Here is a 13,557-nt window from a genome sequence, read left to right as displayed (position 1 = left end):
AATTTTTTTACGTTTCATTTTCACATACCCAATTCGCTCATTAATTTTCTTTTGAAATTAACAACCTATTCAATCTCGCAACTATCGTATCAATAAAAATCGGAGCATCAGCAAGTATTGATTCGCCCGTTATAGCATCTATTCCTTCCATTTTATAGCTGCCTTCACCAGAGGTTGTGAGCACAACAATTTTATTTTTATGCTCAGGGTATTTCTCAATAAAAGTTTGTACAGTTATGGGCGGTTTCCAATTCTCCCAAGTATGTATAATAACTAAAGCGTTATATTTTCTTGGATTAATAGTCGGTAGTGTTGAAATATCAACAACTTCGATATAGACAGAATCAGCTTTAAAATAATCCACAATTCCACTAGTCACCTTATTTTTAAAATCACTACCCTGAGTAGCAATCAATAGCTTTTTTTCAAAGCTAGGAGTGTTGACAACATAAGGCGCAACAACATCCATCGAATAGTTGTTTTGGTACCACAAAAGAAAGAGGAAAAAGGCAATTATTACAGCTAAAAATATTAATAGAATTTTTTTGAAAAGCTTCATCTTATTATGGTTTTATGAGTTGATAAATGATGTTTTGTCAACACATAGTGTTCGTTATATGAACCATCCTTTAAGAATTCGATGTATTGACTTTATTTTAAATTAAATATGATACTCAGTTTTACTTTTGTGATTTAAATGTAATGGAGTGCCTTCTTAATCCAAATGACCCAAATCATGAGTAAGTCATATTTCTTATGACGTTAGTCATTTTCATTAATATGAGGTAGCTGTAGATTTACAGTATCATAATTAAACCAATAGCTATGAAAACTATTTTATACGCCACTGATTACTCTGAAAATTCGGTTTCCGCATTACGACTTGCATATTCTTTAGCAAAGAAATTCAGTGCAAAACTAATTGTCATGCATGTTTTTGATATGCCTATTACTTTGGCAAGTACAGTTACAGTAAGCTATTTAAAAAAGGAGAAAAAACTATATATTGAAAACAGGGCCAAATTGAAAAACTTTTTTGACCATAACCTCGATACTGTAGAAATGTACATGGATTTGAATTTCGTAGTATATGAAGGTACTTCTGTTTCAAGTAGTATCTTGGAAAAAGCTATCAAATTTAATGCAGATCTAATATGTGTCGGCGCCAAAGGTACAAGTGTTTTAAAGGAATTATTATTGGGTAGCACAGCGAAAACACTCCTAAAAAAATCTCCATGTGCTTTATTGGTCGTACCTGCAGGTGGAGAAAAGACAGAACTGAATAAAATGGTCTATGCCACAGATTTTGAGCAGGCAGATATTTTTGCAATTACCAAACTAGCAAAAATCGCACAAAAATTTGATGCACAAATAAGGGTGGTACATATTACAACACGAAATGAATATGATGGTGAGGGACAAATGGAATGGTTTAAGGAAACACTAAAAGAAAAAGTAGGCTATGCAAAAATGGAATTTGACCTTGTTTTTTCAGAAACAGTTTTTGAGGATTTACTATGGTATATTGAAAATGCCCAAGCTGACCTTTTAGTGATGCTGGAGCGTAAAGACAGTACTTTTTATCAAAGATACTTTCAACCCGACTTGGTGAAACAGATGGTGAAAAATAGTACTCTGCCTTTACTTTGTTTTAATGTCGGGGGACTTTAACTACCTCTACCTCAACGTCTGAATCAGTAATGATTTCTTGATATACACTAGTTACCTGAGCGCTTTTATCTACAGTTAGCCCACCGATCATCGTATACTGGTTTTTTATTTTTTCTCGATTGAGCCAAAACAACCAGCTGCTAAATGCAGGAAGATAAAGGATAGTGAAATTGGCCAAATTCCCTAATCCTGTTAAGTTTATTCTCTTTGTTCTTTTTCCAATCATTTTACGGATACTTTGGGCAACAGATTATGGAGTTGCCAATTGCTTGTTCGTACTTTTGGGTAACTAGAACCGGTTACCAAAACCACTTTATTTTTCAAGTAATTCTTCAATCCATTACCAATTTACGACGATTTTTCCCATCGATTTTCGAGATTCCAATAAAGCATGGGCCTCTGCCAGTTGCTCTACTTGATATTCACCACCAACATGTGGGGTAAGAATACTTTCTTCCGTCAAGCGAATGACCTCTTGCATGACCTTTGATATTTTCTCTGGGTTTTCTTCTGCAACTTTCAACATATTAATACCTATCATTCCCTTTGAAGCAGTCAAAAATTGTAATGGGTGATAAAGCCCGAACTGCCAAAGCACTCTTAGCTTTCCAAATATGGTTTTGGTCTGGTTCATACTCGAAACACCAAAAGAGAATACTCTTCCTCCCGCCCCGAGCAAACGGAAGTCTTTTTTGACCGATTTTCCACCAACTGGATCAAAAACTGCATCCAAGCCCTTTTTTTTAATAAGCTTCCGTACAACTTCTTCAAAATCATTTTTTCGATAATTTATTGGATATTGCACGCCGTTCTTTTTGAGATATGCTACCTTTTCTTGAGAACCACACGTACCAAAAACGATACACTTTTTATACAGTGCCATTTGAACTAGAGCTGTACCCACTCCCCCTGCTGCCGCATGTATAAGTACAGTATCATTTTCTTGTAAATTGGCCATATTATGACTTAAAAAATAGGCAGTGCTGTATTGGGTTGCCAAAGCAACTGCAACACCTGCAGAGAATGAAGTCGGTATTTTATAGACTACCTCATTGTCGGCCAAAGCAAATTCGGCATAGCCACCGAACTTGGTCAGTGCAATGACTCTATCTCCTAATTTCACATGATTTACCTGGGCGCCAATCGCCTCTATTTTACCCACCACATCGTAACCCAAAATTGCAGGCAATGAAGGAGCTGCTTTATAAAGTCCCAATCGTGCCATAACATCGGCAAAATTCAATCCAAAGGCTTCAACCTTTATCAAAACCTGATTTGGATTTGGTTGGGGTTTATCTGCTTCCCTAATTTCAAAAGCTTTCTCTGCATTTCCGTACTTTATAAGATATGCAGCATTCATAAATTAATTTATTTATTTAAGATGGTAAGGTATAACCCTTTGTTATTACCTGTAATGACCAATATCATTTTAAAATCATCTTTTAGTAAATAAATTTCACACTTAAATTGTCAATCTTTCTATTATGAAAAAAGCATGGTGTATTATCGTAATCTTATCTTTCAATTATCTATTCGCACAAGAAGCCAAAACATTCAATTCATACGCAACCCTTGAAGGTGTTAAGACCATCGAAATACATAACAATCTTTGTGTAAGTCTATACCCCTCATATTTTTATGGTGTACAGATTAAGGGAAATCGTAGTCTAAAAGATATCATCAAATGGGAATTTAAAAATTCAACTCTAAAACTTTATACTGTTCAAGAAAACACCTTGGCCAGTGATGCCGAAATTATTCTTTATGTAAATGATCTGAAAGAAATAAAATTGTCAGACACGGCTTCAATAGACACCAATGAAAAATTAGTTACAGACAGTTTTACCGTGTATTCTTTAGGTGAATCCTATTACAACTTACTTGTCGATTGTCAGAATTTTAATTTGATTATAGATGGTTCGAGTACAGGAAATATATCTGTAGAAGCAAAAAATGTATATATAGATGCGAAAGGAGCCTCAAACACATCAATGAAACTAAAATCTAATAAAGTTAATGTGAAACAATCGGACAAAAGTATCGTAAGCCTAAATGGAAAGACACAATCATTAAGTGCAACAGTAGACAACAAAGCACAATTATATGCTTGGGCACTCTTAGCAAAAGACGTGTATCTTTTCTCATCAAACTCTGAGGATATTCAGGTATTTGCAGAAGATCGTCTTAAAATAAATGGTCAAGGCAGTGGTAAGATTTATGTTACAGGAAGTCCGAAGCAAATAGATACCATCAATTTAAATAGAAAGACAAAGATTTTTTACCGTTTACAATAAACTAGACATCAATTAAAAAGTTCGTAAAGTAAATAGGTATTACAAAAAACACAAACAGTAAAAATAGAACAGCCCAAAGAGCCCACATCAATATAGGATATACGATTATATTTCCCTTAGAATTAGGTAGTAGTGAGTATGCTATTATTCCGTGTATTCCAAAACTAAATATCAGAAACACAAGCCTAGAAGTAACTATGAGAAAGCTTTACGTGTGGTTATTTATTAAGGCAAATAAATTGCCAATACTATTGAAATTACAATAACTATTCTAAATATTCTTCTGGCCTTAATAGGTTTTTATTTTAAGTAGTACAATTAATATTTAAGGGTTTGATGATTATGTTCATTAAAACTCATTAGAGGCACCCTGCCGTAAGACTCCATTTTCTTAACCAGATCCTGATGAAGCCATTTTTTCAAGCCCTTCTTTTCCCTTTCAAGCATAACCACCAAATCGGCGTCAACATCTCCTAAATAAATTCGAAGTGAATTAAAAATATCATCAGAAATAAACAGTTTAAATTCAATGTTTTTATACGTTACCCTTTCTTTAAGCGCGTCTTTGAACCACTCCATTTGCATATCTCCTTTATATTCTTTCTTTGTGGAAATATGCACGACATTGATCTTCGCATTTAAAGGTTTTGCAATTTCGACGAGTCTATTGATAGTATGAATATCTTCTTCCTCAAAATCTGTGGCATACACAATAGTTTTTATCTCAACATGGCTCATATCAGCAGGTATTGCCAGTATTGGACAAGGTGCATTTTCTATGAGTTGTTTGGTTGTGCTACCCATAATCAATTCTCGTATACCACTACCACCCTTCATACCAACAAGAATTATATTGGCGTGCCATTCGTTGGCTATTGTATTTATACCTTGTATAACAGATTTATTTTCTACAATCTCTAACTGTATGTTCGGGGCATTCCAATCCTTACCCAAATGTTCGTTGCAAAACTTATCTAAGTTGGAACGGTGCATTTTAAAATTATCTTTCTCTAGATTCGGAAAAGGTTCTGAAAGCACCTCAGTACCCAGAACAGCCGGGTAATCGAACACATGTGTTATTACCAAACGAGTACCTAACTGCGTATTCAAAGCATAAGCATATTTCAAAGCTGCTACTGAATTCTCGGAATAATCTGTGGCGTATAAAATAGTTTTCAATTTGTTCTCTTTTAATTTGAGTTTAAAACTATTAACCTATAATACGCAATCAAATGACCTATATCATACTCTTCATATAAAATGTAGAATATATTTACACCTCACAACGAATGCAATAGTGTTATGAAGGATTTAAGGAGGGTAGTAGTCGAAATCGAAAAGCTTACGACGAATATCGAGACAAATTATCCAGAACTTTATCGTTCTTTGGATGAAAACCCATTGACTATTCCCACTAAGCAAAATCCACATATTGATAAGGAAGTTATGCAGGATTATCTGGAAAGTTTAAAGCAATTATTGAAACACCATTTAGAAACCCATAAAAAAGCTAAATAAACTTCTTTTTAGGCGGAGATAAAAGAAAATACCCATTACAAAAAATCCCATAAGTCTAAGGCTAAAAACAATTTTAGCCTAACTAATTAAATCATCATCTACCATTCGAATAATTCGGCTTGAGCAAAAGATAATTTGGTTATATGTACAAACGCTAATTTATAGCATCATTGAATTTTACAATGAGTATGATATTATCAATTGAAACAAGCCTATTCGTTTAAAAAATAGGGTCGAATACAGAATTTTAAAAATCCTCTTCACACTTAAAAATAATTGAGCTATTAAAAGGTTTTAACGGATCTGTTTCACTACTCATAAGTATGCCATTTTCAGGAACATATTTTATCTTATTATCAAACTTATCAAACCAATTACCAAATAATTGTGCATTCAATCTATTCTCATTAAGTTCTTCAATGTACATAGTGCAAAAAATGGTGTGATGTGTATAGGTCAATTCTAAGACTTGGTTTAAGAATTTCTTCAATAATTTCTTACTATTCATTGCATCAACTTCTATTTTCATAGTACAATCAGCGTGTCGCGTAGGATTGTAAATTTTATATTTCAACTTATTGGCCAAGCTTCTTAAGCTCTTTTTAAAAAGTTCACGTAAACTGTTCGCTTCTATTTGAATAGTCACTTGCGGTTTAACTATGTCAATCCTATCCATATTCTTATTAAAATGCCGGTGTTGCTTGTTTAAAATTTGAGTTTCCATAGTATTATTTTTTTTGTCTTCTACTTAAAAAATTTAGTTGCAAAATGAGAGGTTGCCTTTAACATCCAGAATTTGAATGGATGTTTATAAAACAACGCTCTCAATTTTATAATCAATAGTTTATACTTCTAAAGAAAGTTTCCCATTTCATCTAATTTCACCCTTAAAACTTTATCGCCGTTTTCGAGTTTCACCTTATACTTCAAACTAGCGCCTTTAGTATCTTGATAATTCACCAAATAGATATCTTTAGTAATTGTCCATTCTGGAAAACGATTATCAATAGATTCCTTTACCGCTTTAGGAAGATTGATGTTTTTAAACTTTTCTGCGGTACGTATAAGTTTTCCGTTTGCATCATAGGCGGCCAAAATAGTACCCTCGGGGATAAAAAAATTAACTTGATACAAATCATAGTCATCTTGGTAAAACTCAGAATCCTTTACGTTGAACCCAGCCACTTTACGATGTAATAATTCTACAGGAACCGAAACTTCTTCACTCGTATTTAATTCGTTCAAATACTTGTAGTTCGTCGCATACACAGATACCTCAGATAACTGTTCTGTCTTAATAATTTGAGAATACATTTGAGAGCTTAACCCAATAGCTAATAAACCTAATACTACTTTTTTCATGATTTTTAATTTTTAGTTCATACTTAAATGCTCGTGTTTACCTATATCTTCTCTTATTGTTATTGGCTAAATTATTGAAGAATACCCTTGACTACAATGACCTGCATCAGTAGGAGAATTTTTAAATAAACTGCTTAATCATCCAATTAACAGGTACTGACCAAAATCATAAGTTTTACATCTTGTAAGTTTTAGTTTTGAGAAAACAGAAACAGACAAAAGACCATTGTTTTTCCTAATTAGTATCAATTATATTACTGGAAAGAAAAGGGGGCGATAAACTGGCAAATGATTTAGATCATGCCAACCCAAACCTATGATAGGTAATTTTGAATCATAAATTTAAAACCATTGCACTATGCTTATTAAAAAATTTACGCATATCAGTATCTCCGATATTGCATCGGTAGGAGGCAAAAATGCTTCTCTTGGAGAAATGTACAATCAATTGACTTCTAAGGGAGTGTCTATACCTAATGGTTTTGCGACAACGTCAATCGCCTTTTGGAAATTCCTAAAAGAAAATGACATACAAGAAGCACTTGAGAACATCATGTCTGGCTTGGACCGAATTGAATATTCTAATTTGGCATTGATTGGCGAACGAGCAAGAAGTCTAATTCTAAAAAGTGAAATGTCTACCGCTTTTTCCCAAGCCATTATCAGTTCTTACAACTATTTATGTGACGATAATCAAGTAGCTGTTGCAGTTCGCAGTAGTGCTACTGCAGAAGATTTACCCGATGCCAGTTTTGCTGGTCAGCACGACACGTTTTTAAATATTAAAGGAGAGACCGCTCTTTTGCAAGCGGTCAAGCAATGCTTCGCTTCTCTATATACCAACCGTGCCATCAAATATCGAGAGGACAAAGGATTTCTGCACAAAGATATTGCCCTTTCTGTAGGTGTTCAATTAATGGTGCGTTCAGACAAAGGTTGCTCTGGGGTAGGTTTTACCATTGAGCCAGAATCGGGTTTCGAGAATGTTATTTTACTTTCGGGCGTATGGGGCTTAGGCGAGAATATTGTGCAGGGTACAATAAACCCTGATGAATTTTATGTATTCAAACCTAGTCTTCTAAATGGTAAATATCCCATAATCCAAAAAAAATTAGGAGATAAGAGGCTTACAATGATATATGCTGCCGAAGCAGAAAAAGCTACTACCTTAAATATAGACACCCACCAAGATAAACAGGAACAATACGTTTTGTCTGATGAGGAAATTACCACCTTAGGCAATTGGGCACTATTAATTGAAAAGCACTATAAAAAGCCAATGGACATTGAGTGGGCAAAAGACGGACTTACCAATGAGCTATTTATTACCCAAGCCCGACCTGAAACCGTTCATCAGAATAAAAACAAGCACATACATGTTGAATATCAATTATTAGAAAAAGGAAAAGTTTGTGCCCAGGGCAATGCAGTAGGTTCTAAAATAAAAGTTGGCCAAGGTGTTCTTTTAAACTCCCCAAACGATGCAAAAGAATTGACGTTAGATTCAATTATAATTACTGATACCATTACCCCAGATTGGGATCCGTTACTTAAAAAAGTGGGTGGGATTATCACGAACAAAGGTGGTCGAACTAGCCATGCCGCTATCGTAGCCCGTGAGCTAGGTGTACCCGCAATTGTAGGTTGTGGCAATGCTACCGAAAGTATTATGAACGGTGAGACGATAACTATGTCTTGCGCCCAAGGAAAAACAGGATATGTGTATAAGGGAAAACTACCTTTTGAAAAGAAAGAAATCGATTTTTCAGGAATACAGATGCCTCGTACAGAAGCTAAATTGATTCTGGCCGATCCCGAAAATGCCTTTCAACTTTCTTTTTATCCGAATAATGGGGTTGGTCTGCTTCGAATGGAATTTATTATTACCCATAAAGTTAAAATACACCCAATGGCCTTGGTCAAATTCGATGCGGTCAAAGATGCTGATACCCGCAAAGAAATAGAGAATCTAACTAAAAATTACGCTAACAAATCTGCTTATTTTATTGACCAACTCTCTCAAGGCATAGCTACCATTGCTGCCGCATTTTATCCAAAAGAGGTCATTGTGCGCTTGAGTGACTTTAAAACTAACGAATATGCCAACCTCATCGGTGGTGCCGATTTTGAACCCAGTGAAGAAAATCCTATGTTAGGTTTTAGGGGAGCATCTAGGTATTACAACGAACTTTATAAGGATGGTTTTGCTTTAGAATGCGCATCTATTAAAAGGGTACGAGAAGATATGGGTTTAACCAATTTAAAAGTTATGGTGCCATTTTGTAGAACTATCAAAGAGGGTGAAAAAGTAGTATCAGTTTTGGCAGAAAATGGATTGAAAAGAGGTGAAAATGGTTTAGAAATATATACGATGGTCGAAATACCCAGTAATGTAATTCTGGCAAGAGAATTTTCACAGATATTCGACGGTTTTTCTATTGGTTCTAATGACCTTACACAGCTAACATTAGGTATAGACAGAGACTCCGAAATTATGGGTCAACTCTTCGATGAAAACGATTTAGCATCGAAACGAATGATTTCTATGGCAATCAAATCTGCTAAATTAACCAAAACAAAAATCGGATTATGCGGACAAGCACCTAGCGATTTTCCCGAATTTGCCCAATTTCTGGTTGATGAGGGCATAGACAGTATTTCATTTAACCCCGATGCCTTGCTACAAGGCATCGAGAACATCAACAAAGGTGAAAAAATACGTGCGGCTTCCAAGATGGCCAAAAGCAGTAACTAAAAATTTAATTTAAAAAAGTATAGCCAATTGAACCGAATCTTCACCCTTACCGTAAACCCGGTGGTTGATAAAAACACGACCATATCAAGCTTGGTACCTAACAAAAAATTACGTTGCTCAGAACCTGTATATTATTCTGGCGGAGGAGGCGTCAATGTTTCTAGGGCAATCAATAATTTGAAAGGTAATTCAATTGCCATCCATTTCTCTGGGGGGCGTATTGGGGCACATCTTCAAGAGTTATTGTCTAAAGAAGGAATTGAGCATCACGAAATTGACTTGGTGGGAACAACCCGAGAAAATCTTTCGGTATTCGATACCGCAACAGATTTACAATATCGTTTCGGACTCCCAGGGCCGCAAGTAAACGAAAATGAATGGCAAGCAGGGTTGGACATTGTCGAAAGGTCTTTAAGCGAAAATGATTTTTTAGTTGTCAGTGGAAAGTTGACTTCAGGTATCCCCGATGATTATTATATGATGGTGGGAGAGATAGCCAAGCGAAAAAAAGCGAAATTTGTTTTAGATACAAAAGAAGGCGCCTTAAAGCATGCGATAAAAACGGACATCTTTTTATTTAAACCAAACCTTTCTGAACTTGCGAGTCTTTATGGTAAAGAGACCTTGTCTAACAAGATGCTAGAAGAATCGGCTAAAGATTTTATGGCAACCCATAAATGTGAGATTTTGGCCGTGTCATTGGGGCGTCGTGGTGCTTTATTGGTTACTTCAGATGTTCTCGAATATATTCCTGCCCCCATAGTCCATGAAAAGAATACTATCGGTGCCGGTGACAGCATGTTAGCAGGCATGCTATTGAAAGCTCAGACAGGACATACTCCCAAAATCATGATACAATATGGAGTCGCCTCTGGAGCGGCTGCAACCCTACGACAGGGAGCCCAGCTTTGTCAAATAGAAGATGTGGAGAGGATATATAAATGGATGACATCGAAAGATTCTTTCTAAAAAATTATTTAGCACACCAATGTTATATTTCAGAAGAACTGGGATGACTATTTTATTCCATTATCTTACTAATAGCATCCTTTCAAGTTTAAAAAAGTTTAGATGCTAATGTCTAAAAGTTTTATCACCTGTGGTCGTATACCAATTCAATTTAAATTCCGCAAAAAAAAAGGAAACTCGACACCACTATTTTTAAGTAATATACAATTATTGAAAAGGCTTGGAAATCGATATTTAAATCAACTATGATTAATTAAATATGACTGTAACAAACTTACCTGAAAATCGCCTACGACCGAAAGTTCTACATCTGCATTAATCATTACTAGACCATAGGCCAAGTGAGATAGTTTACAGTCGTTGATAATTTCCTTATTAAAGCTACTGAAAATAGGTTTAAAATGTTGGTTCAATACCAACCCTGAGGCCTTGCCAATGTTAATCGCCTTAATTACGGCATCTGAAATCTGTTGAGGTGACAAACCCTGGTCTAATAAATCACTCGCCAAATAGTTCATTTGCAAACTATGGTAAAAGTCCATGAAACGGGCAATACTATCCACTGGTCTAATATCCTTAATAAATATGGTCATTTCCATAGCTATAGTTTTAACGGTTAAAACTTCTTGACATAGCCGAAAACCATTTTTTTAAATTCCCTGAAATTATTGGTAAACAAATCCATTCGCTCACCAAGACTGCGATGTTTTTCACGGTAGTCCCCATCAGATAATCCTTTTTGGCCTTTAAGTAAACGTGATAAAAAGCGCTCATGCTGTTTAATATCGTCTTCTAAATAATCAAAAAGATTTTCATGTATTTTGTCTAAATTCTTCAACATTTCGGAATACTCAGATGTCTTATTTTCATCTTTATTCAACAAATTAGCGAAGAATTTGGTTTCGTCTTTCCAGAAGGCAATGTTTTCTAGCCACTCTCTACTTTCTTGGTGCAGAACATCAAGGCTCGCACCCAATAACAATAATGCCGCTTTGGTATTTGAAGTTGCTGTTTTCATTTGAATTTTATTTTGATTTTATTACTATTCAAAATTTCAAAATAGTTTTAAAGCGCCAAATGACTTAGGTCAGTATCAACCTTCTAGAGAAAATAAGTAATCAACAATGTTTAGGCCTGACGAATATCATTTTGTAGGCCAACCAAGACATGTATTTTTAATAAAAATAAAAATCACATGAAATCGGATGCACAAATCAAACAAGATATATTAGATGAACTCGTATTCGAACCCAATATAGACGAGACCCAAATAGGAGTCATAGTTGAAGATGGTATTGTAACGCTAAGTGGCGTTGTAAATGAATACCACAAAAAAGCCTTGGCCAATAAAGTTGCGAAGCGTGTCGTCGGAGTCAAAGCAGTTGCTGAAGATATAGAGGTAAAATATGGTGAAGATTTTAAAAAAACCGATAAAGAAATTGCAAAAGCAGCAGTAAATGCTTTGGAATGGAACGCCAAAATACCCGAAGAAAACATCATGGTTTTTGTTGAAGATGGTTATATATATTTATCGGGTAATGTAGCTTGGGACTTTCAACGAAAAGCCGCCGAACACAGTTTACAAAACCTATTAGGAGTAAAAGGGGTCGTCAACAACATCGAGATAAAGCCAGTGGAAAAAGCCAAGAATATTGAAGAGCAAATTACCAAGGCCTTAGAACGTTATACCAATTTAATGGCCAAAGGTATTCGAGTTCAAGTTCATGATGATACTGTACAGCTTAAGGGAAGGGTTCATTCTTTAAAGGAACGTGAATTGATTGAAAAAACAGCCTATAAAGCTAATGGTGTTCGACATGTACAAAATGATATTGTGGTACAATCTTACCCTGAGTTCGTTTAATATATAAAAAAATCAGACAAACTGACCTAGGTCATTTTAGATATAAGAACAACAATGTAAATTAGCTGTATCATTAAAAGTTCATTGAAAAAAATCACATATAGATTTAGTATTCGCGTAGAGTACTAAATTGTAAGAAAAGAAGAGGTTACGAAAACCAATTCAATACTTTGTGTATCTCGAACGGTTATAGCAATATATTCTAGTAGGGTTATAACTAGTAGACGATTGGGCTGAAGAACATCTCCTAGGAAACCGAGGTACCTTCGGTACTTCGGTTTCTTTTTAAAATACGAAATTGGTTTTTAGTTCTGTATAGAGATAGAAACCATAGCGTTTCGGATGATACCGTAAGTGTCAAAATCAACTTTTGAATCGATTTAGAGATAAAATGATATAAAAGTTCGATTTAAATCATAAACGAATTCATACGTTTCGTGTGAAACAGGAGGCCTCGGTCTCCTGTTTTTTTTGTCCTATATTAAAATATAAGCGATAAGAAACTTCCGATAAAATGTATCATACTGTTAGTTTAGTTGTTAGAGCAACTCTTCTATGATTTTCAATTCTTGATCATAACCCCTTAATATGAGAAGAAAACACTTCTCGTTCAAATCTTTTAAATATTTGGATGCGTTATTTTCGGTTATGCCAAGACCCCTTAGAATCCCATATGGCCCAGAAGTCATTTCTCCTAAAACTGTTCCATGCATATCGTGTATAAATTGAGAAACTAGAGAACCGGTTATAAATAATGTACCTATTTCAGGATTACAGAAAATCGCAAAATCAGTTTTTGCTCCCAATACCCCTTTGAAATAATGCTTTAATTCAGTTTTGGCTAGTTGGGTTTCTTTATTGTTTACTACACAATCTTGTCCCAATTTTCCTAAAACGGACATATTTGGTTTCACTGAAGTAGTATTACCTAATTCTAGAATTACTTCTTTAAGCTGCTCCAAATTTCGATAACTTATAATCAAAAAGCGCCGTTGTTCTTGTTTTAAATGAATTGTTTTCATGACTTAAGAAGGTTTGTATTAGATGTAGATAAACACATTCCACAATTACTAATTTAAACAAGTCCAAACCTTTTAGTTATGATTCAAGTCATTTCAAAATCA

General features: G+C 34.9%; 14 protein-coding genes. 6 read left to right on the top strand and 8 right to left on the bottom strand.

Annotation, left to right across the window (positions count from 1 at the left end; genetic code table 11):
- Nucleotides 1–40: 40 nt before the first annotated feature.
- Nucleotides 41–559 carry a hypothetical protein gene (locus tag B5X55_RS01630; RefSeq protein WP_079510716.1) on the bottom strand — a complete coding sequence of 173 codons (519 nt, stop codon included), beginning with the start codon at nucleotides 557–559 and terminating at the stop codon, nucleotides 41–43.
- A gap of 266 nt (nucleotides 560–825) precedes the next feature.
- Between B5X55_RS01630 and B5X55_RS01625 the strand changes: the two genes are divergently transcribed.
- Nucleotides 826–1,671 carry a universal stress protein gene (locus B5X55_RS01625; protein ID WP_079510715.1) on the top strand — a complete coding sequence of 282 codons (846 nt, stop codon included), beginning with the start codon at nucleotides 826–828 and terminating at the stop codon, nucleotides 1,669–1,671.
- A gap of 340 nt (nucleotides 1,672–2,011) precedes the next feature.
- Here the strand turns inward: B5X55_RS01625 and B5X55_RS01615 are convergent, their stop codons facing one another.
- Nucleotides 2,012–3,031 carry a quinone oxidoreductase family protein gene (locus tag B5X55_RS01615; protein WP_079510713.1) on the bottom strand — a complete coding sequence of 340 codons (1,020 nt, stop codon included), beginning with the start codon at nucleotides 3,029–3,031 and terminating at the stop codon, nucleotides 2,012–2,014.
- Nucleotides 3,032–3,155: 124 nt separating this feature from the next.
- Between B5X55_RS01615 and B5X55_RS01610 the strand changes: the two genes are divergently transcribed.
- Nucleotides 3,156–3,965, top strand: coding sequence for a GIN domain-containing protein (locus tag B5X55_RS01610; RefSeq protein WP_079510712.1), 810 nt, complete (start codon nucleotides 3,156–3,158; stop codon nucleotides 3,963–3,965).
- 318 nt (nucleotides 3,966–4,283) lie between these two features.
- Here B5X55_RS01610 and B5X55_RS01605 read toward each other — a convergent pair whose 3' ends face one another.
- Nucleotides 4,284–5,144 (bottom strand): universal stress protein, encoded by an 861-nt coding sequence (locus B5X55_RS01605; protein ID WP_079510711.1) that lies wholly within the window; start codon nucleotides 5,142–5,144, stop codon nucleotides 4,284–4,286.
- Nucleotides 5,145–5,267: 123 nt separating this feature from the next.
- Here B5X55_RS01605 and B5X55_RS01600 point away from each other — a divergent pair, with 123 nt between their 5' ends.
- On the top strand, nucleotides 5,268–5,483 hold the full coding sequence (locus tag B5X55_RS01600) for a hypothetical protein (RefSeq protein WP_079510709.1): 216 nt from the start codon (nucleotides 5,268–5,270) through the stop codon (nucleotides 5,481–5,483).
- Nucleotides 5,484–5,730: 247 nt separating this feature from the next.
- Here the strand turns inward: B5X55_RS01600 and B5X55_RS01595 are convergent, their stop codons facing one another.
- Nucleotides 5,731–6,207: an archease gene (locus B5X55_RS01595; RefSeq protein ID WP_079510708.1), complete on the bottom strand. Its 477-nt coding sequence runs from the start codon at nucleotides 6,205–6,207 to the stop codon at nucleotides 5,731–5,733.
- A 128-nt stretch (nucleotides 6,208–6,335) separates the two neighbouring features.
- On the bottom strand, nucleotides 6,336–6,845 hold the full coding sequence (locus B5X55_RS01590) for a nicotinate-nucleotide adenylyltransferase (RefSeq protein ID WP_200811576.1): 510 nt from the start codon (nucleotides 6,843–6,845) through the stop codon (nucleotides 6,336–6,338).
- Between the two features lie 358 nt (nucleotides 6,846–7,203).
- On the opposite strand from B5X55_RS01590, the gene ppsA reads away from it, so the two are divergent.
- Nucleotides 7,204–9,600, top strand: coding sequence for a phosphoenolpyruvate synthase (gene ppsA, locus B5X55_RS01585; protein ID WP_079510706.1), 2,397 nt, complete (start codon nucleotides 7,204–7,206; stop codon nucleotides 9,598–9,600).
- 27 nt (nucleotides 9,601–9,627) lie between these two features.
- On the top strand, nucleotides 9,628–10,569 hold the full coding sequence (locus B5X55_RS01580) for a 1-phosphofructokinase family hexose kinase (protein WP_079510704.1): 942 nt from the start codon (nucleotides 9,628–9,630) through the stop codon (nucleotides 10,567–10,569).
- A 239-nt stretch (nucleotides 10,570–10,808) separates the two neighbouring features.
- Here B5X55_RS01580 and B5X55_RS01575 read toward each other — a convergent pair whose 3' ends face one another.
- Nucleotides 10,809–11,168, bottom strand: coding sequence for a hypothetical protein (locus B5X55_RS01575; protein ID WP_079510702.1), 360 nt, complete (start codon nucleotides 11,166–11,168; stop codon nucleotides 10,809–10,811).
- A gap of 17 nt (nucleotides 11,169–11,185) precedes the next feature.
- Nucleotides 11,186–11,587, bottom strand: a complete 402-nt coding sequence (locus tag B5X55_RS01570) for a hypothetical protein (RefSeq protein WP_079510700.1) — start codon at nucleotides 11,585–11,587, stop codon at nucleotides 11,186–11,188.
- A gap of 177 nt (nucleotides 11,588–11,764) precedes the next feature.
- Between B5X55_RS01570 and B5X55_RS01565 the strand changes: the two genes are divergently transcribed.
- Complete coding sequence (locus B5X55_RS01565; RefSeq protein WP_079510699.1) at nucleotides 11,765–12,433, top strand: BON domain-containing protein; 669 nt, start codon at nucleotides 11,765–11,767, stop codon at nucleotides 12,431–12,433.
- 539 nt (nucleotides 12,434–12,972) lie between these two features.
- On the opposite strand, the gene B5X55_RS01560 is transcribed toward B5X55_RS01565, so the two are convergent.
- Complete coding sequence (locus B5X55_RS01560; RefSeq protein WP_143814376.1) at nucleotides 12,973–13,455, bottom strand: hypothetical protein; 483 nt, start codon at nucleotides 13,453–13,455, stop codon at nucleotides 12,973–12,975.
- Nucleotides 13,456–13,557 lie beyond the last annotated feature (102 nt).

The sequence above is a fragment of the Maribacter arcticus genome (genome assembly GCF_900167935.1).
GTDB classification, from domain to species: domain Bacteria; phylum Bacteroidota; class Bacteroidia; order Flavobacteriales; family Flavobacteriaceae; genus Maribacter; species Maribacter arcticus.
This window is presented reverse-complemented; position numbering and strand designations above follow the sequence as displayed.

Bases quoted from the DNA above. Each gene is read 5' to 3' on its own strand.
- B5X55_RS01575 (WP_079510702.1), bottom strand. From the start codon at position 11,168: ATGGAAATGACCATATTTATTAAGGATATTAGACCAGTGGATAGTATT.
- B5X55_RS01610 (WP_079510712.1), top strand. From the start codon at position 3,156: ATGAAAAAAGCATGGTGTATTATCGTAATCTTATCTTTCAATTATCTA.
- B5X55_RS01595 (WP_079510708.1), bottom strand. From the start codon at position 6,207: ATGGAAACTCAAATTTTAAACAAGCAACACCGGCATTTTAATAAGAAT.
- B5X55_RS01570 (WP_079510700.1), bottom strand. From the start codon at position 11,587: ATGAAAACAGCAACTTCAAATACCAAAGCGGCATTATTGTTATTGGGT.
- B5X55_RS01630 (WP_079510716.1), bottom strand. From the start codon at position 559: ATGAAGCTTTTCAAAAAAATTCTATTAATATTTTTAGCTGTAATAATT.
- ppsA (WP_079510706.1), top strand. From the start codon at position 7,204: ATGCTTATTAAAAAATTTACGCATATCAGTATCTCCGATATTGCATCG.
- B5X55_RS01600 (WP_079510709.1), top strand. From the start codon at position 5,268: ATGAAGGATTTAAGGAGGGTAGTAGTCGAAATCGAAAAGCTTACGACG.
- B5X55_RS01625 (WP_079510715.1), top strand. From the start codon at position 826: ATGAAAACTATTTTATACGCCACTGATTACTCTGAAAATTCGGTTTCC.
- B5X55_RS01560 (WP_143814376.1), bottom strand. From the start codon at position 13,455: ATGAAAACAATTCATTTAAAACAAGAACAACGGCGCTTTTTGATTATA.
- B5X55_RS01565 (WP_079510699.1), top strand. From the start codon at position 11,765: ATGAAATCGGATGCACAAATCAAACAAGATATATTAGATGAACTCGTA.
- B5X55_RS01590 (WP_200811576.1), bottom strand. From the start codon at position 6,845: ATGAAAAAAGTAGTATTAGGTTTATTAGCTATTGGGTTAAGCTCTCAA.
- B5X55_RS01615 (WP_079510713.1), bottom strand. From the start codon at position 3,031: ATGAATGCTGCATATCTTATAAAGTACGGAAATGCAGAGAAAGCTTTT.